Below are 22,573 nucleotides of genomic sequence, written 5' to 3'. Positions count from 1 at the left end.
CATGAGCATGTGGACGGCCGTGGTTTCGTTCGCGGTGGTGGCCGGGTTGCTCACGATCGTTCCCGGTGTGGACACCGCGATCGTGTTGCGCGCGGCCGTCACCCGTGGCACGCGGGTCGCGTGGGCCAGCGCACTCGGGGTCAGCACCGGACTCGTGGTGTGGGGTGTGGCCGCGGCATGCGGGCTTTCGGTGCTGCTGACCACCTCGCACGTGGCCTACACCGTCTTGCGGATCGCGGGCGCGCTGTACCTGATCTGGCTGGGCGCCACCTCGCTCATCGCGCTGTGGCGCGGCGGTGGCGCCGCGTCGCTCGACGACGACCGCGCGCCGGGCGACGGGCTGCTGCGCGCGTGGCTGCGTGGTGCGCTGAGCAACCTGCTGAACCCGAAAGTCGGCGTGTTCTACATCGCCATGCTGCCCCAGTTCATTCCGGCGACGGCGCCACACCTGCCGATGGGATTGGGCCTGGCCGCATTGCACCTCGCCGAGGGCCAATTGTGGTTCGCCGCACTGATCTTCGGCGTCCGATACGCCAAATCCTGGTTCGCCCGGCCCGCCGTCAAGCGCGCGATGGAGGCCGTCACCGGGTCGGTGCTCGTGGCGTTCGGCCTGAAGCTCGCGCTGTCGGACGCCGCGTAACCGGCAGGCGTCACGCCGCAGGAACTCGAGCACCGTCTCGGTCTGCCCCAGGATCGCGTGGCCGACATCCAGCGGCACGCGGCGCACACGGTCGGCGGTTTCCGCGGAGTCGAACATGACGTCGCGGTCGCCGACGATCCCTCGCGCACGTAGTTGCGGAGGGTGCGCACACGCAATCCGAGCTGCTCGGCGACCTGCTCGACGGCCATACACCGGAGTGTCCGGCTTGCCCGCGAGAGAAGGTTGCTAGCTATACGCTGATCTTGTGGCATCCGTGCAGGCACCGATGCTGGCGGTCGCGGGGCGGCCGCCGGACGAGGCGGGCTGGGCGATCGAGATGAAATGGGACGGCGTCCGGGCCATCGTGGTCTGCGATGGGGACGAATGCCGGTTCTACAGCCGAAATCGGCGCGATGTCACCGGCTCTTACCCGGAGCTGGCGGCCGCGCTCGCCGCGGCGACCGGTGGGCGGACGCTGATTCTCGACGGCGAGGTCATCGCGCAGGACGGCTCCGGTGCACCGTCGTTCGGTTTGCTGCAGCGTCGCATGCACGTCGTGAGCCCGAGCAGGGAGCTGATCGCCGCGGTGCCGGTGCAGCTGTATCTGTTCGACGTGCTGGCGATCGACGGCACGCCGACGCTGGCGCTGCCCTATCTCGAACGGCGGCAACGGCTTGCCGATCTCGCCATGGACGCGACCTTGATCACCACCCCACCGCACTGGACGGACGTGCCCGCCGGCCAACTGCTCGCGGTCGCGCACGAGCATCACCTGGAGGGCATCGTCTCGAAGCAGCTCACCTCGACCTACCAGCCGGGCCGCCGATCTCCCGCCTGGATCAAGACGCCGTTCCGCCGCACCACCGAGGTCATCGTGGCGGGCTGGCTGCCGGGCAACGGAACATTCGCCGCCACCTTCGGCTCGCTGGTCCTCGCCGCCAACGACGCCACCGGCCGCCTCACCTACCTGGGTAACGTCGGCACCGGCTTCACCCTCGCCGACCGCCGCCGCCTGCGCACCCGGCTCGACGAATTGGCTTCCCCCGCTTCCCCGTTCGACCCGCCGCCGCGCCTCGCCCGCCCCGCCCACTGGGTCACCCCGACTCTGGTCGCCGACGTCGAGTACCGCGAGTTCACCGGCGACGGCCTGCGCCACCCCAGCTGGCGCGGCCTGCGCACCGACAAGACCCCCGCCGACGTCGAAGTGCCGAAATAGCATCGGATGCAACACTGTTGGATCTGGATTGGGTGATCGAGGTGCTCGAGCACTACCTCGGCGAGGTGCGTCCGGCGTTGGGGCCGGGAAAATATCGCGGTCGGGGTGGGCAGAATTCCGTTGGGGCTGGACAGTGCCTGGCGCCGCGGTACCGGTGGTCGGTGATAGCCGACGATCAGGGAGTGCCGCTCATCGGTGCGGCCCGGTCTGCGCTGCCACCCACCGCCGTCTCCGGTCGGTCGTCTCACCGCCCCGGCGGCGTGCCGTCCGGCGGGGTGACCCGGATCCGCATCATCACCTCAAATTAACACCGGGAATACGAATCACGCTGCCGCCGTGGTCGTTTCGGCCCAACCGAATCGCTCACCCGGTGGCGAGATCGGCGACCGTGCCGACGATGGAGGCTTCGCTTCCCGGCACGATCGCGTCAGAGTTCGCAGGGACTCGGATTTCGCATGCTTTTCGCTTCGATTCGGTAACTGCGGCGATCCGTCTTCGTTCAGATGATCTTGATGGCTGATACTCGCGGACGTCAGGCGAGCCATCCGATCTGGATTACCTGAAGGATGCGATGTGACCTCTCTGGACCTCGTGGTGCGCAACATCTCGCTCGTGGTCGGCGCGATCGCGCTCGCCTATACCGGGCCGCTCATCGTGCTGGGGGTGTTGTACAGCCGTCGGTGCGATGCGTCGTTGCGCGGTCAGCTCGGGCTGCGGGACGGGGAGCCGGTCGCGTTGCCCGAGGGCTGGACCGTGTTCGTCCTGGTGCCGTGTTTGAACGAGGCGAGGGTCATCGCGAACACGGTGCGGTGGCTGTGTGAGTTCCAACCCGGGGTACGGGTGTGCGTCATCGATGACGGCAGCGACGATGGCACGGCCGCGCTGGCCGAAGCCGCGGGCGGGGACCGGATCGCCGTTGTGCGCAGGGCGTTTCCGGATGCTCGGCAGGGGAAGGGGGCGGCTCTCAACACGGGTCTGCGGTTTGTGCGTGGCCGCGTGCGGGATGAGGCTCTGGAACCTGCGCGGGTGCTGGTGTGTGTGCTCGATGCCGACGGCCGGATGACGCCCGGCGCCGCTGCTCGGATGACCGTAGTGTTCGAGAGACCCGAGATCGGCGGTGCGCAACTGGCGGTGCGGATTCGTGACCGTGCCGGAGTGGCGCTGCGCTTCCAAGATTACGAGTTCTGGGGACTCGGTGCGATGACCCAGTTCGGGCGGATTCTGACGGGGTCGGTGAGTATGGGTGGCAACGGCCAGTTCACCCGATTGTCCGCGCTGGACAGTGTCGGGGAACAGCCGTGGTCGGACTCGCTGACCGAAGACCTGGATCTGGGCATCAGCCTGGCTGTGCACGGCTGGACGGTCACCTCCACCACAGGCGCCTATGTGTCCCAGCAGGGTTTGGCCGACCCGCGCCGTCTGCTGCGGCAGCGCACCAGATGGTTCCACGGCCACATGAGCGCCATCACGCGCCTGCCCGAGCTGTGGACCAGGCCCGGCATCAGGTTCGCCACTCGGGCCGAACTCACCGGATATCTGTTCATCCCTTACCTGTTCACAGTGCCGTGGTCGATCCTGCAGCAGTACTGGTTGCTCAGCTCCGCCTATCGGCTGGGGCCGAGGCTGTCGATCCTCGCGAGCGGGCCGGTGTGGCTGGCTGCGGTGCAGGTTCTGAGCTGGTATGTGCTGTTCTGCTCGGTGTATCTGGCCTGTGCGCTGGTGTATTGGCGGCGCACCGATGATCTGCCGCTGTGGGAGCCATTGATTTACGCTCCGGCCCAATTGCTGTGGAATTACGTCAGTTTCGTCGCCGCCTGGCGAGCCGTAGCCCGGATACTCATCGGGCGACGAAGTTGGACCAAGACCGAACGGGCCGTGGAAGCCCCGGTGACGATGCCCTCGAAGGCGCTGTGAACGCGGCCCCGGTGCGTGCGGTCCTGGTCCTCGGCACCCGGCCCGAAGCCATCAAACTGGCCCCGGTGGTCCGCGCCATGGCCGACTCTCCGGTGTTCGAGCCACTCGTCGTGACCACGGGGCAGCACCGCGAAATGCTGCACCAGATGCTGGATCTGCTGCAGATACCGGTCCGCACCGCATTGGACGTCATGCGTGATCGCCAGCAGCTGTCCGCCCTCACTGCGCGGCTGGTGGACAGCCTGGGCGAGGTGATCCGCGAGCATTGCCCCCACCTCGTGGTCGTTCACGGCGACACCACGACCGCACTGGCCGGCGCTTTGGCCGCCTTCTACGAGCAGGTGCCCGTCGCTCATGTGGAGGCCGGTCTGCGGACCGGGGTGCCGCACAACCCGTTTCCCGAGGAGCTCAACCGCCGCCTCATCGCCCGGATCGCCCGGTGGCATTTCGCTCCTACGCCCCGCGCAGCCGGGCATCTGATCGCCGAGGGGGTATCGGAATCCGCAGTGTTCATCACCGGCAACACCGTGGTCGACAACCTGTTGTGGGTCCTCGCTCAGCGCACCGGGCGCAGTCATTTCACCACCGGACCGCGGCGGGTGTTGTTGACCTTGCATCGCCGCGAGAACCAGGGCGACACCATGCGCGGCATGGGCGATGCCGTACGCCGGCTTGCCGATCGAAGTGACGTCGAAATCGTGCTGCCGCTACACAAAAGCCCCGCCGTGCGGGAGGCGCTCCTACCAGAACTATCCGGCCACAACAACATTCGTGTGGTCGAGCCCCTGAACTACCTCGACTTCTCGGCCACTCTCGCCGCCTGCGATCTGATACTCACCGATTCCGGCGGTATCCAGGAGGAAGCCCCGACCCTCGGTAAACCCACCCTCGTCCTGCGCACAACAACCGAACGCCCCGAAGCGATCGAAGCGGGAGCGGCCATACTGGTCGGCACCGACCCCGACGCTATCGTGGCCGCGGCGAACACCCTGCTCGATGATCAGACCGTATATCAGCGAATGGCCAACGCCGGCAATCCTTTCGGAGATGGCCATGCCGCAGACCGCATCCTCACCCACTTGACCGACGACTTCGGACAGGTGACAGCGACTGCACCGCGGACCAGGGCATCTGCCGCACCGGCAGCGGCCGGTACCGGACGATCTGACGTTCGGAGCTGATGCTCAGGCCGCCCGGTGCTCGGTGCTCGGTGCTCGGTGCTCGGTGCTCGGTGCTCGGTGCCGCCCGGGTACGCGTGGCTGCGGGACTTTCCCACCCGCCTTGGTGATCGTGGATCGATTTCCGGCCCTGTCGACTTTTCAGGAGCGTTCTCTCATGTGGGTGTTGGGGCTGGCGGCGGTTCTCGCCGCGATCATCGGGTCGGGGGCCGCGGCCGCCGCCCTCGACCTGCGGCGCGGGTTGGACGTGCTGACCGCCTGGGCGGTGGTCTGCGCAGCCCAGACGGCAGCGGTCACGCTGCTGGTCGGCGGCCTTTTGGCGGCCCTGCGCCCGGTACCGGTCGCGGCCGGCTCGCTGGTTCTTGCGGTCGGCGAGCTGGTGTGGGCGGCCGGCCCCCGCAGGGCGGCCTGCGTGCGTTCGCTCCGGGCAGTGGCGGGGGCGCTGCGGCCCGCCCTGCGGCTGTGGCGGCATCCGGCCGTGGTGGTACTGGCCGTCCTGGTCGCCGCCCAGTACGCGTGGCGGGCCGCCTGCGCGCACCTGATGGCCAAGGTGGACTACGACTCTCTCGCCTACCACTGGCTCGGCCCCGACGTGTGGGTGCAGGCCGGACGGATCATGGGCAGTCCGCAGAACATCTTCGCCGACACCTACCCGGACGACCAGGGGCTACTGTCCTGCTGGAGCGGGCTGTTCCTGGGCACCATGCGCTACACCTGGCTCTCCCACGTGCCGTTCTTCGTCATGGGGGCGCTGGCCGTGGCCGCGATCGCACGCCACTTCGGGGCCGGGCGCCACTGGGCCACGGTGGCGGCCCTGCTGTGGCTGGCCACCCCGGTCACCTACCTCCAGGCGGCCACCGGCATGGTGGACACGGCCTGTGCGGCGACCGCGCTGGCCGCCTTCCAGTTCGCGCTCTCGATGCCGCGGGTGGCCGGGCGGGAAGGGACCGGGTTCGCCCAACTGCCCCCGCACGTGGCGGCCTGCGGTCTGGCGACGGGTTTGGCGGTCGGCGTCAAGAGCTCCAACCTGATCACCGCGCTGTTCGCCGCCCTGCTGGTGCTGGTCGGCTACTTCCAGATCGTCCGCGCCCACCGCGACCGGCTCGGCACGGCAGAACTGTCCTCCTGCAAGTCCAGCGCGTTGAAGCGGATCGCGCTCTGCTACCTGCTGCCTGTGCTCGCCCTGGGCGGCTACTGGTACGTGCACACCGCCGTGGTCTACGGCAGCCCGTTCTACCCGGTGAGCATGTTCGGCCTGCCTGGGCGCGGCACGATGGACGCCGTGCTCGGCAACGACCGCTTTATGCCCCTGGTGCTGCGCGGCGTGCCCGGCGGAACGTTCGGCGAGGCGCTGCGGTCCTGGTGGACCGACCTCTCCCGGCAGACCTACCGCGACTACGGCTATTCGCCCCCGACCGGCGGTTTCGGCTTCCTCTTCCTCACCCTGCTGGTGCCCGCGGCGACGGCCGGCTTCCTGATCGTGACCGCCGGGCGCTACCAGGACCGGGGACGCTGGGTCCAGGCGATCGTCCTGGTGGTGTTCGCGCTGCTCTGGATCATCGAGAGCCCGGCCTCCTGGCGCCTGCGCATGCACATCGTGCTGCCTGGACTGGCGGCGGCCTTCGCCGCGGTCGCCCTGACCCGACTCGCCCGCCGCCTGCCCGCGCCGATGCTGCTGGCCACCCCTGCCCTCACCGCCGCCGTAGCTGTGGTGATGTGGTGGACCACAGACCCGACCTACTACCAGGTGCAGCAGGGCACCCAGGTGAATACCGTGAGCTTCGCGCAGGCCGTGCAGCTGATGCGCACCGGCCAGGGCCGCAGCGGCGAACTGGTGCCCAACCACGACTTCACCGCCCTGGAGCGCCTGCCGCGCGGCTCGACAGTGGCCTGGGCCTGGAGCGGCGGAGCGATGGACTACGCGCACAACCTGATCGGCGAACAGCTCCAGCGGCGCCTACTGGTCCTCCAATGGCCCCAGGACGCCACCGCCTTGCGCGCCCAACTCGCGGCCGGCCAGGCGCGGTACGTCATCCTCGGCGGCGCGAGCGCGGAGCCGCGACTGCTCGACTCAGTCCGCGCCGACAGCCAGCATTTCCGACTGATCGCCCCCGTGGCGGACGGCCGGGTACTCTACGAGGTCAACAACTGAAACCAAATGACCCCTTGAAGCCGGACGGCTCGCGATCTGCCACCGAAGTCGCGACTGGTGCCAAGGCCAACGGGCGCTCAGGGCGGAGCGGACGCGCACGATCATCAGAACCCCAGGCTCGTCGGTCACAACTTCACCCAGCTGTGCCGGCTATCTCGCACGCAGGTATCCGATCATGCCGCTTACGGGTCGTTTCAGAGCGGCCAGCACTGATCAGCTGAAGATCAACGCCCCAAGATCACCTCGGCCGCCGCCTCGTCCGAGCCTTTCTCGTAGCCGATTGTGTCGCCCCGCATCTCCGAGGCCGTTGCTAGCCATCTGGCGAGAGCTGTTGTAGGGCAAGCGGTTCTGTACTGCCTCTCCGCCACTCGAGATGCCGGACTCCGGCCACTGGCGACAGTTACGCGGGCAGTCGGGGAATCGCTGCGCGCAGAACCGCTTCCGCCGTCGAGCAGTAGGCGTCGTATTGGTTCTTCTGACCGGAGACGACGACCTCGACGACTTCCTTGCCGCCCGGCACATCGCGGTAGGGGTAGTACAGGGTGCATGTCGTGCCGACGGACTTCGGGTTGTCGGCGTATGCGCGCGCACCGTTGTCGAGCTCGACGAAACGGAATTTCGGTATCGCCTTGGCCTCTGGCCTGCGCACCTTCACATCGACGGTCGACGACCCCTGCCATTCGCACCCGTGGGCGTTGACCGCCGCGGGCGCTTCCGGGAGCGGACCGATGAGGCCGTTCAGCTCGTCGTGCGTGACGAGCAGGCACGGGTCCGTTCCGGCCAGCGAGGCGGCGTCGGCGCGGCGCGGCAGCGCGGCGCGGGCCACGACCAGGCGGGTGAGTACCTGCTCGGCGAGGCCGCACTGCCCGCTGTTACCGACCGTCACCAGCAGGCCCCAGGATGGTTGCGCCGCAGCGAAATCGATGCCGCGGTCGCAGGACTCGGCGGTGGTGTCGCCGAGTACTGGCAGTGTCTCGATCGTGGCACCGGTGAGCTTCAGCGGCGAGATCAGCGCACCCGGCTCGATGGTCAGCCGCTGCTCCCCCGTGCGAACGGCACAGCGCCAGCGCTCGTCGGTGGTCCACTCGGCGTCGGCCGAAACCGTATCGGCGAGCGCCTGTTTCGCCCACGCGCACGCATCCGTCTGCCGCAGTTCGGCCAGTGTCGGGCGGTCGATCGCCGACGTCGCGGCGTCGCCGCTCAGGCGAACCCACGCGAACCCGGCGGCGATCAGCACCAGCACGAGCAGGGCCGCGAGACCGCCGCGCCGCGCGAGCGCCGAACCGGAACGGCGGGCAGGCGACGCACCGGCGGCGGATCGGCCCGCGCCCGGAATCCGCACGGTCGCTTCGGGATCGGCGACGAGCGCGGCGAGTTCGCGGTTCTGCTCGGTGATCGCGAGATGAATCGGCGGCGGCCACGGCTCCGACCATGCGGATACCGGGCCCACCATGTCGAGCAGCTGCGCCGGCGTCGGGCGCGCGTGCGGATCCTTGTGCAGGCAGGCCGCGATCAGCCCGCGCAGCTCGGGTGGCACCGCGCTCAGATCCGGCTCGGTATGCACGATGTTGAACAGCGTGTACGCGACCGAGTCCGCGGCGAAGGGATTCGTTCCGGTGGCCGCCATCACCAGCAGCGAGCCGAGCGCGTACACATCGCTGGCCGGCGTAATCGCTTCACCCTGAGCCTGTTCCGGGGACATGTACGCCGGCGAGCCGAGTATCGAACCGGTTTGGGTCAATCCGTTCGGATTGTCGGTCAGCTTCGCGATGCCGAAATCGATCACCCGCGGTCCGTCGGCGGCCAGCATGACGTTGGCGGGCTTGAGATCTCGGTGGACCAGGCCGGTCCGGTGGATGTCGGCGAGCGCCGAGGCGAGGCCGACGGTGAGCATGCGTACCGCGGGCACGGGCAGTGGGCCGAACCGCGCGACGGCGCTGTCCAAGGGGATGCCGACCACGAAGATCGACGCCAGCCACGGCGCCGCGGTATCGAGATCGAAGTCGATCACCGGTGCGGTGAAGGCGCCCGAACCGCGGGTGCTGGCGGAAACCTCGCGGCGGAACCGAACCCGGTACTCCGTCTCGTCGAGCAGATGGGGATGCACCTGTTTGATGGCGACGAAACGACCGTCCGGACCGAGACCGAGCAGAACGCGCCCCATCCCGCCGGCGCCGAGCACGCCGAGCAGGCGATACCGCCCGATGGCCGCCGGATCGCCGGGTGCGAGTGGCTGGATCGTCATGACCGGGGCAGCCGGGGAATCACGTCCGCGATGATCCGTTTGGCGGCCGCGCAGGTGTCCGACGCGGCGTGCGGGCCGCTGACCGAGATCGAGACCACCTCGGCGAGATCACCGGTGGTGGGGCGCACCATATATTCCGCCCGGCAGGTGTCGCCCCTGTCGGTCTGGTATCCGCCGACATACACGGTGCGATCACCCAACTGCACGCGTTCGGCTTTGCCCTTGTCCGGACGCGTGCCCTCGCCCAGATTCACGTCGATGGCGGCGGTGTCGCCCTTGATGCCGCACCAGTGGGCGCCCACGCCGCGCGCCGCGGGATCTCCGGCGATATCGAGCCCGAGCTGGAAGTCCAGCACCGCGCAGGGATCGACGCGCAGCACCGATTCGCGCGGCGCCCGCACCAGCGGGACATACACGGTGAGCCGCTGCAGCACCGCCTTCAGCGCCCGCTCGGCGAGCGGGCAGCCCTCGATGCCTTCACTCCCCTGTGCCTTCATGTTGACGACCATCTCCGCGCGACCCTGGGTCACCACCGCCCGATCGCAGATATAGCCGTATTTCGTCGAGCCCGGGCCCGCGAGAATCGGTGTCCAGCCGACGAATTCGCCATTCGGGGACATGAGCCAGGTCGTGCTCTTGACCGACAGCTCACCGACGGACAGCGTGTAGGTCACCTTCTTGCCGGAGCGGTCGGTGACCGTGGTGGCGCAACTGACCGCACCACCCGACTTCGGCGGGGACACCCGGGCGCCGAGTTTGCCCGCGACCTCGGTGTCGAGCAGCGCGCACGTGTCGACCAGGCGAAGCTCCGTGGCGGTCAGCGCGAGCGACGGGTCGCGCACGGGTTCCGGCGTCCCGTCCAGCTGCGCCCACCGCGCCGCCGCCGCGCCAGCTCCGCCGACGACGAGTACCGCGGCCAGGGCGGCCGCCGCGAACCTGATCAGCCGACGGCGGCGAAAGCGTATGCCCTCCAGTGATTCTCGAAGTCGCTCCTGCTTGGCCGCCGACTCGACCCACCATTCGGCGTCGGCCTGATGCGCCGCGATGCGGTCCAGTACCGCGCCGGACCAGCCCGAGGCGGCGCCGATCGCGTCGGCCGCCTCGCGCAGTTGCGCCGCCGTGGGCCGCTCGGCGGGATCTTTGGCCAGGCACGCGTCGACCAGATCGCGCAGTGGCGCGGGCACCCGACTGGTATCCGGCGTCGAATGCATGATGCCGTAGAGGATTTGGGGAGTCGACGCGCCGCTCCACGGACCGGCCCCGGTGGCGGCCATGACCAGGATGGCCCCGACCGCGAACACATCCGAGGCGGGCGTGAGCTCCTGCCCCTGCGCCTGTTCGGGCGACATGTAGGCGGGCGAGCCGATCATCGAGTTGGTGGCGGTCAACTGCCCCTCGCCATTCGATGCCCGTGCGATGCCGAAGTCGATGACGCGCGGCCCCTGCGGGGTCAGCAGCACATTGGCCGGCTTCAGATCGCGGTGCACGAGCCCCGCACGGTGGATCTCCACCAGCGCCGATGCCAGGCCGATCGCCAGCAGCCGCAGTCCGCCCAACGGCATCGGGCCGGTGTCGTCGACCACCGACTTCAGATCCGGTCCCGGAATGTATTCGGTGGCCAGCCAAGGGTTCTCGGACTCGATATCGCTGTCCACCACCGCGGCGGTATACGCGCCGGTGACCTGCCGACTCGCCGCCACCTCACGCTGGAAGCGGGCCAGGAACTCCGGGTCACCGGCGAACTGGCGGTGGATCTGTTTGACCGCGACCAGGCGCCCGGACGGTGTGCGGCCCAACAGGACTCGTCCCATGCCGCCGCGGCCGATCACGGCGATCAGGCGATTGCGCCCGAGCAGGCGCGGATCGTCCGAAGTCAGATTCTTCATCGCCGCTCATCCCCCATCACCGCGTACTGAGCCGCCGCCAACCGGCGCACGTCGATCTCCTCGTTGCTGAACACCTCGGCGACCAGTTCGTCACGCACGACGAAACACCGGAATCGGCTGGCCTTCAGCGTCTGCGCGCTCGGCTGCGCCGCCTGCGAGCAGGTTACCGACGGCAGTCCCGAAACTCCCCTGATCGGCCGGTATTCGGCACCGGCACGCGGCCCGGCGAGGTAGGCGGCGTATGCCGACGCCGCGGCGGCATCACGCAGTCGATAGATGTTCTTGTTGTGCGCGATGCCGACGGACCGAAGCCCCTGCGCCTTACCGGCGTCGAAATCCGCCGCGGGACTCCGCATTCCCGCCGCGAACGCGTGCGCGCCGTACACCGCGAACTCACGACCGCTCGGCGTGTAGTCGCCGGTCTTCACCAAGCGCGGCAGCAGCCGGTCCGGATCCATTGTCAGAGTGGGCAGTTCGCTCGGCGGCGTCGGGCGGTACGCCTCGAGCTGCGCCAGCTGCCGCTGGTAGGTGCGGGCCACCACATCGGTCAGCTTGGCGAGGTCCGCCTCGGGTAGCTCCGCGAGCACCCTGATCACCAACGATTTCCAGGTGAGCCAACTGCCCAGTGTCGCAACGCCGGGACGCCAGTGGCTGATCGACGCCGGGTAAGCCTCCACGGCCACGGGCACGTTATCCGGATTCACCGTGAAATCGGCGTTCTCCATATCCCGTGCCGCCGCGGCGGCGGCGGTCTGCTCGTCGGGGAAGGCGATCAGCGCTACGGAGAGGAACTTCTGCGGTTGGGCGGCAACGCTGTAGGGCTTGTTCGCGGCGAGTGCGCTGAATCCGGCGACCACCTGGTAGCGCTCGAGCACCGCCTGCTGCGGCCCCGACAGCAGGTCGTTCACCTTGCCCGACTCATCGATCAGTACACCGCCACCCCGACCGACCGACAGCTCGGCGTCGAGCTCACCACCGAGCACCACATGCTCGCCGAGCCGCAGCGATTCCACCAGCCTGCCCCGGGACCTGCTCGGCCGATCGTCGTAGTGACCGTCGGCGCGCTCCGGCGAATAGGAACCGTAATCGCCTACAGCACCAGCACTTTCACCGCATCCGGCCAGCGCGCCGAGCAACACGAGACCGACGGCGCCCACGACCGCCGCACGCAACGAAACCCGCATGTCCCTCCCCCCGACCCACCCCCGCAATTTCGGTGAGCCGCCGAAAAATCGCCTACCAGAACCGGAGTCGACCCGGCCGCGAACAACCTAGCATCGCGGTGGCGCGCTCGTTCGATCAGCGCTTCACGAGGCCGTTCACCTCGTCGGCGAACAGCAGGGCGGGATCGAATCCCATTCCGGTGAAATGGCCGGCGAGTTCGAGCGAGAGGACGCCGTGCACCCGGGTCCAGAAGGACACGGCGCGGTGCAGCGCCGCGGCGGGTACCGAGTGGCCTTCGGCCCAGTCGCGATGGCTCTCGAGATGGGTGTCGAACGGTGTCGCCGACTTGCTCGGCGGTAGCGCGGCACAGGCTTCGATGAGCACCGTCATGATCTCGGAGGAGATCGCGGTGGTATCCGCGGGGGCGTGGTAGCCGGGGACGGGCGTGCCGTAGATCAGGAAGTAGCGCTGCGGGTCGGCCAGTGCCCAGTCCCGAATGGTGTGCGCCAGGCCCGCCACGTCGGCGCCCGCGTCGAATGCCGCGCGGACGGCGTCGGCGAGGCTGCGGTAGGCGTCGCGGATGAGTTCGGTGATCAGGTCGTCGCGGCTGGCGAAATACCAGTACAGGGCGGGACCGCTCATGCCGACGCGCTTGGCGATCGCGTTGAGCGACAGCGCGGGAACGCCCGCGGTGGCGATCTGCTCCCACGCGTGCTGCTTGATCTCCGCGCGGACCTGGGCTCGATAGCGCTCGCGCGAACCCGTCCCACCGGCTGCCATCGTCTACCGCCTCCTCGCGTCGTCGATCGATTAGAGCCTATCACTATCTCGACGACCACTCAGATTCTCGATTGACACTCAGCTCATTCGTTTATAGCCTCTAAGTAAATCGAGAGCCGCTAGATCAGACCTTGAACGAGGAGAGCGACATGTCCACCCAGAACCTCCGCCGCACCGCACGATTCGTACTTCCGCTCGCCGCCGCGGTCGCTTTGAGCACCGTCACCGCGTGCGGCAGCGACTCGGGCAGCGGCGAGACCGGCCAGGCAGCCACGACCGCGGCGCAGGCGAGTCCCGCGGCACTGACCTGCGACGGAGCCGGTATCGACGGCGCGGCCCGAATCCATTACCGGACCGAGAAATTCATCAAGGCGCCGCTGCGCACCATCTGGGGACTGCAAACCGACGTGGAGCGCTGGCCGTCCTGGCAGCAGGCCGTCACCAGCATGAAGCGCCTGGATCAGGGACCGCTGCGCGCGAGCTCGCCGTTCCAGTGGACGACGCCCGTGCCCGCCACCGCAACGACACCGGCCACCACGCTCACCATCACCTCCACCGTCCAACAGGTGCGACCCGATTCGTGCCTGCGCTGGAGCGGGCCCGCGATCGGCGACGGCCTGCGCATCGAGAACGGCGTCCACGTCTGGACTTTCACCGAGGCCGACGGCGGCGTGCTGGTGCGCACGGAGGAGAACTGGAGCGGCGCGCAGGTCGAGGCCGACGTGGCCACCTCCACCGCATTCCTCGGCATGGGCCTCGAAGCGTGGTTGAACGACCTCGACGCCGCTGCCACCGGCGCCGCGAAGTGAGTGCGCCGGTGGCTGTTACGCGCAGCTAGGGCACGTAGAGATACCACTCCGTGAACGGGCCCTGGATGGGCCAGGTGTCGGCCATGACCTTGGCCGGGCCCATGCCGATCCACAGGTCGACGGTAACGGTGTCACCCGGTGTGGCGTTGGTGTGCACGTAGACGTCCTGGGATCGGGCGCCCGCCGAACCCACCCAGCCCAGCATCACGTGATTGCCGCACGGGCCGCGCTGATAGCCGAGCGGCGTCACATGGGCCAGCACATGGCCGGGCAGACGGGGCGCGGCTTCCAATGCCACGCCGATGGTTCCGGCACAGAAATTCGCATTGCCGAAGGTGTAGAGCGTCGTGCCGAACGGCGACCACTGCGGTAGTGGATCCGCCTGCGCCGGTGTCGCACCGCACACCAGCGCCCCCATCCCCACCGAGACCATGACCCCCGCCACCATCCGTCGCACCGTCATCAGCCGAAATCCTTCCCGCATAACGACATTCACGCACCGCACGACCGGTCTGCCGGATACGGCACGAAAGGGAACTCGACGACATCGCACCGATGCGAAGCGGGAGCCGTTCCAGCACTCAGGGTATCGAACGGGCCCTACCGCCGGAGGGTGTTCTGGTCGAGTGATCATCGGGAACAACGGACCCGCGGACCGGAAAGGCGCCGTATTCTCGATCTTGATCGCGAGAGGTGCAACGGCCGCAAGGGATTTGGGGGTCCGATGTCGTTCGTGCGGGCGGGCAGCGGTGAGCCGGTGCTGTTGTTGCACGGGTTCACGCTGTCGCATCATGTGTGGCGCGGGGTGTTCAAGGCACTGGCGGCCGAATACGACGTGGTGGCCTTGACGATGCCGGGGCATTGGGGCGGGAGCAGGCTGCGGTGGCGCGCGGCGGGGGTGTCCGGGATGGCCGACGGGGTCGAGCGGGAGCTCGACGCGCTCGAGTGGGGCAGCTGCCATATCGTCGGCAATGCGCTGGGCGGGCAGGTCGGGTTCGCGCTCGAACGCCGCGGCCGTGCGCGTTCGCTCGTGGCCATCAACGGTGGTGTCGGTGCGAAACGGTTCGACCGCAGCGGGTTTCGGCTCGCCATGGAGTTCGTGCGGCGATATCCGGTCGGGCTCGCGACGCGGATACTCGGCGACCGCGCGGCCGGGCACCCGCGATTCCAGCGGCGGGTGCTCGCCACAAGCAGCCGGGATCCCGGCGCCGTGCATCCGGCCGACGCGATGAACATGATGCGTGCGATCTCGTTGTGCCCCACCTATATACCGTCGAGCGTGGCCTTTCTCATCGACGGTCTCGTCATCGACATCGATCAGGTGCGGGCGCCGACCTCGCTGCTGCTCTCGGAGTTCGACCCGTACCCGAGCCACGCGCCGACCGTGCGCGAGATCCTGGATCGGTTGCCGGACACCGTGCGCGTGGTGCCACTGCCCGGCGTCGGACATGTCCCGATGCTGGAGGCCCCCGATCTGGTCAGCTGCGAGATCCGGGCGCACCTCGCAGGGGTCATCGCGCTACGCGGTGAACCAGGCGGTCAGCAGGTCGTCGACGGACTTGGCGACCGGTAGCTGCGGCGCCGGTTCGATTCCCGGTTCGTCGGCGAGCGGATGCGCGAGCTCGGGGACGGTGGTGAGTTCGGCGGTGGCGTCGCGTGTTCGCAAGGCCGACATCAGATCCTGGGCATCGGCCCGCATCCCGGGCTCGTCGAGCTCGCCGCTGAGAATGAGTAGTGGTGCGCGCCCGGCGATTTCGGCGGCCCTGGCGACGAAATCCAGACGGTCGGCGAGTGCCTCGGTCTCGCCGTCCCACGGGTAAGGGCCGGTGAACTCCTCGATGAGGGCGATCACGGTGCGCGCACGGATCGCCGGGTTCACCAATGCCGCTCTGCGCACCGGGATTTCAGCGCGCGCCAGCGTCATCAGGGTGACCGCGCCGCCCATCGAACCGCCGAACAGGTCGACGGGCCCGTCGCCGATCGGAAGCTGGTCGCGCAACGCGGCCAGCGCGGGCGGGAACTCGTCGGCCGCCGTGTCGACCATCATGGCGACGTACGACCGGAGCGCATCCTGTTCGGCGCGGGCGAAAACGGCGGCCATCGTGCCGTCGACCATCCGCGCCCCGCACATCGGCATGCCGAGATACACCCGCCAGGCCGGTATCCCGTGCATCGGCAGCGCGGCCGCGAAGGCGGCGTTCGAGCGCGGTGCGTCGAGCATGTGCCACCCCACCAGCAGCCGCGCGCCGTTCGGATCGGCGGGCGGCAGCGCCGTGAACGGCACGCCCGCCGCGGTTCCAGTGATCGGGTCCATACCCGGATGCTAGAGCGACGGCGGGCTCGGCGTGGCGCCTTCGGCCAGCCGGTCGGCCGCGTCGAGCTGATCGCGCAGGCCGAGCAGCTCCCAGCGCTGCAGCGCCAGCGGCACATTGCCCTCGCGCCAGAGCCGATCATGGAACTGCCGCAGATCGAACCGGTCGCCGAGCGTGTGGTGTGCGGCGGCGAGGAAATCCTGGACCTGCAGCTTGCCGATCTGGTAGCTCAGCGCCTGACCCGGGAATCCGGCGAAGAACACCGCCTCCTCCCCCGCGGTTTCCCGGTCCATCGGCACGGCCACCGCCAGTCGGTCGGCGGCCTGCTCCAGGGTGAGCTCGCCCATCGCCAGCGCCAGATCCACTTCGACGCGCAAGGCGCGCAACCGCATCGCGTTGGCGATGAAGATCGCGCTGGCCGGCGCCTCGTCGAACAGTCCGGCGAGCAGCGTCAATTCCTCGTAGTAGAAGGCGATCCCCTCGTTCGGCGCCGAATCGTAGAACCGGCGGCGCGCGGGGTTGTCGTGCTGCCAGCCGATCGCGAGCTGCTGCGCGTGCACGCCCTCGTGCACGACCTGAGTGCGCGGATCGAAGGCGGCGGCCCGCTCGAAGTAGGGCAGATCACGGTGCGGCGCACGGACATAGCGGTAGGCGTCGTCGTCCCTGCGGGACGGACCAGTCAGGTCGTCGCAGACGCCGAGCCAGCTGAGCGGGTCGAGATAGGGCGGCATGGCCGCGTACCGGTAGCGCCGCAGGGTATCCGGCTGACTCAGCAGGCCGCACTGCTCGGCGAACTCCCGCACGGCCGCCTCCGCGGCGGCCTGTTCGGCCACGAACTCCTCGATACCCGCGGGCAGTGGCGGTTCGGGTGCGTCACGATACCGCGTGCGCAACGTGACCTCGGTGGCGATGGCACGGCGCCACTCCTGTCCGCCCATCTCCCGCAATTGCGTTGCGGTGTAGGGCAGCAGCGCGACCCGATGCAGGAAGTAGTCCAGCGCCCGCGGCCCGACGGGGTCTATCTCGCCCCAGGACGGCAGTCGCTCGGTGAGCCACTCCTGGTATGCGGTAACGGCTTCCGAGGCGATCCTGGTGGCCTCGGGTAGTTCGGCGGCGCAGGGCTCCGGCAGGAACGGGCGCAGGGCGGTCATCGCGATGTCGAGTGAACCGTCCGCCTCGGACAGCACCCGCAGCGCGCCGCGCGCGAACGCGGCACCGGCGTGATCGCCGAGGTTCTCCCTGGCCTGTGCGAGCACGACCGGAACGTGGCGCAGCAGCGCGATGACCGTCGCGGCCCGCGCGGCGTCGAACGGCGGTGGGGCGAGCAGGATCACGTAGAGCGGGCCGAGGCTCTGGTCGAGGTAGAACGCGGGATTGCGCTGCCAGGCCCGGATCAGCTCCAGCTCCCAGTGCACCCTGGCAAGTGCGCAACCGAGCAGCCTGCCGTCGACCTGAACGTCCACCGTGGCACCCGACAGGTCGAGTGCGCTGTGCGCCGCGGTGAATTCGGCGAGCACCTTGGCGCGCGCGGCGATCGCGGCGGGCGACCAATCCGGCAGCCAGCCCCGCGGGCGTTCACACCGGGGCAGATCATCGGTGGAGTCCGGCGCGGTGGCGGTGCGCCAAGTCCAGAACTCCTCCGCCAATGTCTCCAGACTCATGGTCGCACAGTACATTTCGGCGACCGCGTCGCGCAGTCGAACCGATCGGCGCGGTCGGATGCGACTCAGCGCCCCAGACCGAGATCGGCGAGCTTGGTCAGCGGGTCCTTGATCGCCCAGCGCTCCTCGGGCGTCAGCTCGACCTCGCCCTGCTGATCGGCGCCTCCCGCCAGCTGAGGCATGATCCATCGGGTGATTTCGGTACATCGGCCTATTGCGGTCTTCGACGCGGGACTCGGCAGCTACTGCGCGGTGGAGCTGTTGCACCGCATGCTGCCCGACCGCGACATCGTGTATCTGGCGGACCGCGCGAGCTTCCCGTACGGGGCGAAGAGCAAAGCCGAGCTGCTGGCCGCCGTGGACGGCGCGGTGTCACTGCTGGCCGGCTACGAGCCGAGCGCGATCCTGTTGGCATCCAACGCGCCGTCGGTGACCATCCTCGACGAGGTGCGCAGCCCGGTGCCGCTGTTCGGGGTGCGCCCGCCGGTGCGCGAGGCGCTCGCGGTGGCGGGCGAGGTGGCGGTGCTCGGGGTGCAATCGCTCGTGCGGAGCGCGGAATTGGCGGCGTTCGTGCGGGCCGAGGCCGGGGCGGCGGCCGACCGGGTGCACGCGGTGAACGCCTCCGCGCTCGTGGAACTCGTGGAGAACGGCGACTTCCTGTTCCGGCGCGAACACACCACCGCTGCGGTGGCCGAATTCCTCGACGACCTGCTCGGTACCTATCCGAAGGTGGCAGCACTGACCCTGTCGAGCACCCACCTGCCATGGCTGCGCGACTATTTCGCGACCGCGCGCCCCGAACTCCAGCTGTTCGACCCGATCGAGGGCGTGGTGGAACAGCTTCGCCCACTGTCGGTTCCCGGCACGGGCACGGTGCTCGGCCTGGTCACCGAGACCGACCGCTACCCCGCCGCCGAATTCCGCGCCATGCTCACCCGCCTCGGCATCACCCTGGACCTGCACACGGTCTGACCCGGAACGAGTGCGCACCACGCATCGGGCGCGAACGTGGTGCGCACCGAGGTCCGGCGTTTCGCCGAGCGCAGTCGAATGGCCCTGCGACACACCGCAATTGCGGGCCATTCGACTGCGCTCGACGGATCCGGCTCATCTCAGCAGCTTGCTGGGCGTGCGGCGCTAGCGGGCGTTGGCTCGGGAGAGGTTCCAGCTCTGCCAGGTGTCGTGGCCTACCTTGTCGCGGAATTCGATCAGGACGGTGGTGCGCAGCGGTTCGGGCAGGCGCTCGAGTGCGGGCAGGACATCGGGGGACAGGGTGGTCAGATAGTCGGTGTCCAGGCGCTTTCCGTGTTCGGCGCGGTCGATGTTCTTGTCCGCGATCAGCGCTTCGGGGTTGAGCACGGCGAGCGCGAGCAGGGTCGCGATGGCGGTGCCGATGGTGGCGCGGGCCAGCCAGGCGCGGCGCAGGCGCAGGCTGGCCGCGATCACCAGCAGGTAGACCAGGCCGAGCCAGAGTTCGCAGGTCTCGACGAGCAGACGGAGCACGGTGAAGCCGTACGCCTGCTGATAGGTCCACATGCGGCCGAGGGCGGAGGCGACGATGATCAGGCCGAGCGCGCTCACCGCGCACAGCAGCACGCGCAGCCACAGCCGATCGACCGCGGAATCCTGTGCGGCCCAGCGCAGAACGATGACGATCACGGCCAGTGTGAGCACGGTGACCGCGGCCAGCTGCCAGAAACCGCTGCGCGCGTACTCGGCGTAGGTGAGGCCCGCGGTCCGCTGCACGTACCCGTCGCCACCGAACAGGGCGACGAACTGCGCACCGACGAATACCGCGAACAACACCGTCAGCGCGCCCACCGGCAGCGCCCACTCCGCCCGGCGCAGCGAACGACCCGGAACCCGTTGCATCGCAGCGGAAGCCGCGGGGGGCGGGCCCGCGAGCACGTACATCGCGCCGAAGCTGCCCAGCGCGAACACCGTGAACAAGAAGATCCACTGGAACACCGACCCGCCGTCGACCCGCGGTGTCAACCCGTCGAGCAGCGACGCGAACGTGGCGTCGGCGCTGCTGAGCAGCGGCACGAAAATCGCCAGCAGCACGACGGTGGCGACCACCGACGTCCCCAGCCGCCAGTTCCGCGTGCTGGCGCCATCGCGTATACGATCCAACCGCGCGTACACCCACGGAATCGCCGCGACCGCCGCCAACGGCACCGCGACCACATCGAAGAGCGTCCCGGAAGACGACCGTTTGCCGACTACCGCAAGCGATCCCGCGGCACAGGCGCCGAGTACGCACAGGACGAACAACCATCCCGCCGCACGGAACGTGCCGACGGCGAGCAGCCCGAGCGCCGCCGCGGTCCACCACATCCGCCCCCAGTCGAGCGCCGAGCTCTCGGGGGCCCATTGCGCCGCCGTATCGCGCTGTCCATCGGCCTCTTTCACCTCCGTGGCAGCGGCGACCACGCGATCCGCCGTCGACGCGCTTCCCACGGATGCGGGCCCGATCTGTTCCGCCGCATCCGGAACCGGCTCGGGCCCTGCGTGTCCCGGCGCGTCGGAGACGAGTGCGGTCGTCGGCGCGGTCCCCTCCGCCGCGTCGACTGCGCCGTCCTTCCCGTCACCGCGCGAGCCGAAGCCTTCGCCACCCACCGAAACCGAGCTCTCCTCGGCAGTGCCCGCCGAACGCCGTGCGCGCCGATCGACCGTGTACACCGCACCGGCCGCCACCGCGCCCGCCAGCACCCACCCGATTCCGGGCCGATCCAACGGAACCAGTACCGCCGCACCGACTCCCGCGACGGCCGCCGCGGTCACCAGCCCTGGCGGCGACGACACCCGCCGCCACCTCGGTGGCGGCATGACGACATGGGGCACTCCCCCCGGCGCGAACACCATCCCCGGCGGCGCGACATATCTCGGCCGACCCCGCTCATCCTTCCCCAGCGGCGACGGCGAAACCCCTTCCCACGCCGCACCCCACAGCTCCGAATCGGCCATCTCCGCCGTGCTCCCCTCGGCATCGGCAGCCGCGCCAATGGTTTTCGCGTCGGCAGGGCCATCGGCCGATGGCCCTGACTTCGCACCCGCCACATCTCCTTCGGCACCATCCGGCCCCATGCGGTCGGTGAGCCCGCGCGCCCCGGGCGTGGATTCCGCCGGTACATCCGCCGAAGCCGCAGCGTCGGTGCCTATTTCGGTCGCGGCAGCCGTCGCAGGCACCGCGGTGCTCGCATTCGCGTCCGGCGCGCCGAGCAGAGCGGAGTCGGCTGCGACTCTTGCGGCCCCTTCGGCGATCGAATCGCCTGCTGCGACAGTGTTCGACGACACGTCCGACGCTGCGGCCGTTCTCGCGGTGGGCGAGACAGCCGCATCGGGCCGGGGCGCGGCTCTGTCCGATGACGACTCGGCAGCCGGAGCTTCCTGCGCGACAACGGGATTCGATTTCGAGGTGTCCGTGTCGTTCGCTCCTGACTCAGCCGTCGACTCGGGAGAGCCCGAGGGCGTCGGGTTCTCGGGTTGGTCTGACATGTGTCCCCTCCGATGGTGTGCGGGATCGCGCCGGGTCGCGGTGGCGGCCCGGGTGGTGAGAAGTGTTGGGTGAGTTGGTGGGTCGGTCAGTGATCCGGGAGGACCAGGTGGATACGGGAGCCGGGGTCGGCGACGGCGATGGTGCCGCCGTGCAGGTCGACGACCCACCGGGAGATGGCGAGCCCGAGGCCGGTGCCGCCGCCGTCGGTGCGGCCGCCGCGGGTGAAACGGTCGAAGACACGGGCGCGTTCGCCGGGCGGAATGCCCGGCCCCTCGTCCTGGACGTCGATCGCCAGCGCGCCGTCGACGGCGCGGGCGGTGATGCTGACCTGGCCGCCCGCCGGGCCGTGCCGCGCCGCGTTGTCCAGCAGATTCAGCAGCACCTGGTGCAGGCGGCCACGATCGGCGTAGACGGTCGCGGTCTCGGGACGCACCTCGGTGCGGAACCGCACGCCGCGCCCGAGCGCCGCCGCCATCACCTCGGCCTCGGCGACGACCTCCGCCAACAGCGGTGCGACGGGCAGCGTTTCGCGATCGAGCGGCAGCGCGCCCGCTTCGATGCTCGACAGGTCGAGCAGTTCGGAGACGAGCAGGCTGAGCCGTTCGGTCTGGGCCAGCGCGGTGCGCAGCGTCTTCGGATCGGGTTCGGACACACCGTCGACGAGATTCTCCAGCACCGCGTTCAACGCGGTGATCGGGGTGCGCAGCTCATGGGAGACGTTCGCGATCAGATCGCGGCGCTGCTGATCGGCGGCGGCCAGGTCGGCGGCCATCTGATTGAACGCCTCCGCGAGCTGCCCGACCTCGTCGCGGGAGCTGGCCCGCACCCTGCGGGTGTAGTCGCCGTGCGCCATTCGCTTTGCGGCGGCGGTCATCTCGCGCAGCGGCCTGGTGATGCCGTGCGCCAGGAACTGGGAGGCGACCAGCGCGATCATTATGGCGGCGAGTGTTGTCTTCGGCGGCAGCCAGCCGATCTTCCAGCGGAAGAACCCGAAGGCGAGCCCGCCGGAGCAGATCATCAGAATGGCGAGTTTGAGTTTGATGGATCGCACCGGATCCAAAGGGCGCGGCAAGGTTTCGGCGACCCAGTCGCTGACCGCGCGCAGCTTCACCGGCAT

The 22,573-nt window shown here is 69.2% G+C and carries 17 protein-coding genes; 8 read left to right on the top strand and 9 right to left on the bottom strand.

What is annotated here, in order from left to right; genetic code table 11:
• Position 1 precedes the first annotated feature (1 nt).
• From ACIG5A_RS02255 to ACIG5A_RS02235, 5 genes are all read left to right on the top strand, one after another.
• A complete protein-coding gene (locus tag ACIG5A_RS02255) occupies positions 2-640 on the top strand; it encodes a LysE family translocator (protein WP_397236775.1) in 639 nt (212 codons plus the stop codon).
• 286 nt (positions 641-926) lie between these two features.
• The gene (gene ligD, locus ACIG5A_RS02250; RefSeq protein ID WP_397238780.1) at positions 927-1,856 is read left to right on the top strand and encodes a non-homologous end-joining DNA ligase; all 930 of its coding nucleotides are present in this window, start codon (positions 927-929) and stop codon (positions 1,854-1,856) included.
• A gap of 573 nt (positions 1,857-2,429) precedes the next feature.
• Positions 2,430-3,770: a glycosyltransferase gene (locus ACIG5A_RS02245; protein ID WP_397236773.1), complete on the top strand. Its 1,341-nt coding sequence runs from the start codon at positions 2,430-2,432 to the stop codon at positions 3,768-3,770.
• Positions 3,767-4,951, top strand: a complete 1,185-nt coding sequence (wecB, locus tag ACIG5A_RS02240) for a non-hydrolyzing UDP-N-acetylglucosamine 2-epimerase (protein ID WP_397236771.1) — start codon at positions 3,767-3,769, stop codon at positions 4,949-4,951. Before ACIG5A_RS02245 ends, wecB begins: the two co-directional genes overlap by 4 nt.
• 154 nt (positions 4,952-5,105) lie before the next feature.
• Complete coding sequence (locus ACIG5A_RS02235; RefSeq protein ID WP_397236769.1) at positions 5,106-7,100, top strand: hypothetical protein; 1,995 nt, start codon at positions 5,106-5,108, stop codon at positions 7,098-7,100.
• 400 nt (positions 7,101-7,500) lie between these two features.
• Here the strand turns inward: ACIG5A_RS02235 and ACIG5A_RS02230 are convergent, their stop codons facing one another.
• From ACIG5A_RS02230 to ACIG5A_RS02215, 4 genes are all read right to left on the bottom strand, one after another.
• Entirely contained in the window at positions 7,501-9,345 is a 1,845-nt protein-coding gene (locus ACIG5A_RS02230; RefSeq protein WP_397236767.1) for a serine/threonine-protein kinase, read from the bottom strand.
• Entirely contained in the window at positions 9,342-11,231 is a 1,890-nt protein-coding gene (locus ACIG5A_RS02225) for a serine/threonine-protein kinase (RefSeq protein ID WP_397236765.1), read from the bottom strand. Before ACIG5A_RS02225 ends, ACIG5A_RS02230 begins: the two co-directional genes overlap by 4 nt.
• Positions 11,228-12,415: a hypothetical protein gene (locus ACIG5A_RS02220; protein ID WP_397236763.1), complete on the bottom strand. Its 1,188-nt coding sequence runs from the start codon at positions 12,413-12,415 to the stop codon at positions 11,228-11,230. The genes ACIG5A_RS02225 and ACIG5A_RS02220 overlap by 4 nt, the downstream gene beginning before the upstream one ends.
• A 115-nt stretch (positions 12,416-12,530) precedes the next feature.
• Positions 12,531-13,175 carry a TetR/AcrR family transcriptional regulator gene (locus ACIG5A_RS02215; RefSeq protein WP_397236761.1) on the bottom strand — a complete coding sequence of 215 codons (645 nt, stop codon included), beginning with the start codon at positions 13,173-13,175 and terminating at the stop codon, positions 12,531-12,533.
• Between the two features lie 149 nt (positions 13,176-13,324).
• Between ACIG5A_RS02215 and ACIG5A_RS02210 the strand changes: the two genes are divergently transcribed.
• Entirely contained in the window at positions 13,325-13,984 is a 660-nt protein-coding gene (locus tag ACIG5A_RS02210; RefSeq protein ID WP_397236759.1) for an SRPBCC family protein, read from the top strand.
• Positions 13,985-14,009: 25 nt separating this feature from the next.
• On the opposite strand, the gene ACIG5A_RS02205 is transcribed toward ACIG5A_RS02210, so the two are convergent.
• Positions 14,010-14,447 carry a hypothetical protein gene (locus ACIG5A_RS02205; RefSeq protein ID WP_397236757.1) on the bottom strand — a complete coding sequence of 146 codons (438 nt, stop codon included), beginning with the start codon at positions 14,445-14,447 and terminating at the stop codon, positions 14,010-14,012.
• Between the two features lie 261 nt (positions 14,448-14,708).
• Here ACIG5A_RS02205 and ACIG5A_RS02200 point away from each other — a divergent pair, with 261 nt between their 5' ends.
• Complete coding sequence (locus ACIG5A_RS02200; RefSeq protein WP_397236755.1) at positions 14,709-15,557, top strand: alpha/beta fold hydrolase; 849 nt, start codon at positions 14,709-14,711, stop codon at positions 15,555-15,557.
• On the opposite strand, the gene ACIG5A_RS02195 is transcribed toward ACIG5A_RS02200, so the two are convergent.
• Together ACIG5A_RS02195 and ACIG5A_RS02190 are read right to left on the bottom strand one after the other, a co-directional pair.
• Complete coding sequence (locus ACIG5A_RS02195) at positions 15,504-16,298, bottom strand: alpha/beta hydrolase family protein (protein ID WP_397236753.1); 795 nt, start codon at positions 16,296-16,298, stop codon at positions 15,504-15,506. The two genes, ACIG5A_RS02200 and ACIG5A_RS02195, sit on opposite strands and share 54 nt — an antisense overlap.
• A gap of 9 nt (positions 16,299-16,307) precedes the next feature.
• Complete coding sequence (locus ACIG5A_RS02190; protein WP_397236751.1) at positions 16,308-17,957, bottom strand: DUF885 family protein; 1,650 nt, start codon at positions 17,955-17,957, stop codon at positions 16,308-16,310.
• Positions 17,958-18,149: 192 nt separating this feature from the next.
• Here ACIG5A_RS02190 and ACIG5A_RS02185 point away from each other — a divergent pair, with 192 nt between their 5' ends.
• Positions 18,150-18,929 (top strand): glutamate racemase, encoded by a 780-nt coding sequence (locus ACIG5A_RS02185; protein WP_397236749.1) that lies wholly within the window; start codon positions 18,150-18,152, stop codon positions 18,927-18,929.
• A 165-nt stretch (positions 18,930-19,094) separates the two neighbouring features.
• Here the strand turns inward: ACIG5A_RS02185 and ACIG5A_RS02180 are convergent, their stop codons facing one another.
• Together ACIG5A_RS02180 and ACIG5A_RS02175 are read right to left on the bottom strand one after the other, a co-directional pair.
• Positions 19,095-21,254 carry a DUF4153 domain-containing protein gene (locus ACIG5A_RS02180; RefSeq protein WP_397236747.1) on the bottom strand — a complete coding sequence of 720 codons (2,160 nt, stop codon included), beginning with the start codon at positions 21,252-21,254 and terminating at the stop codon, positions 19,095-19,097.
• A gap of 287 nt (positions 21,255-21,541) precedes the next feature.
• A complete protein-coding gene (locus ACIG5A_RS02175; protein WP_397238778.1) occupies positions 21,542-22,573 on the bottom strand; it encodes an ATP-binding protein in 1,032 nt (343 codons plus the stop codon).

It is taken from the genome of Nocardia sp. NPDC052566 (assembly GCF_044547285.1).
Lineage (GTDB): Bacteria > Actinomycetota > Actinomycetes > Mycobacteriales > Mycobacteriaceae > Nocardia.
The sequence above is the reverse complement of the archived record's forward strand: the minus strand, read 5'-3'. Positions and strand labels throughout refer to the sequence as shown.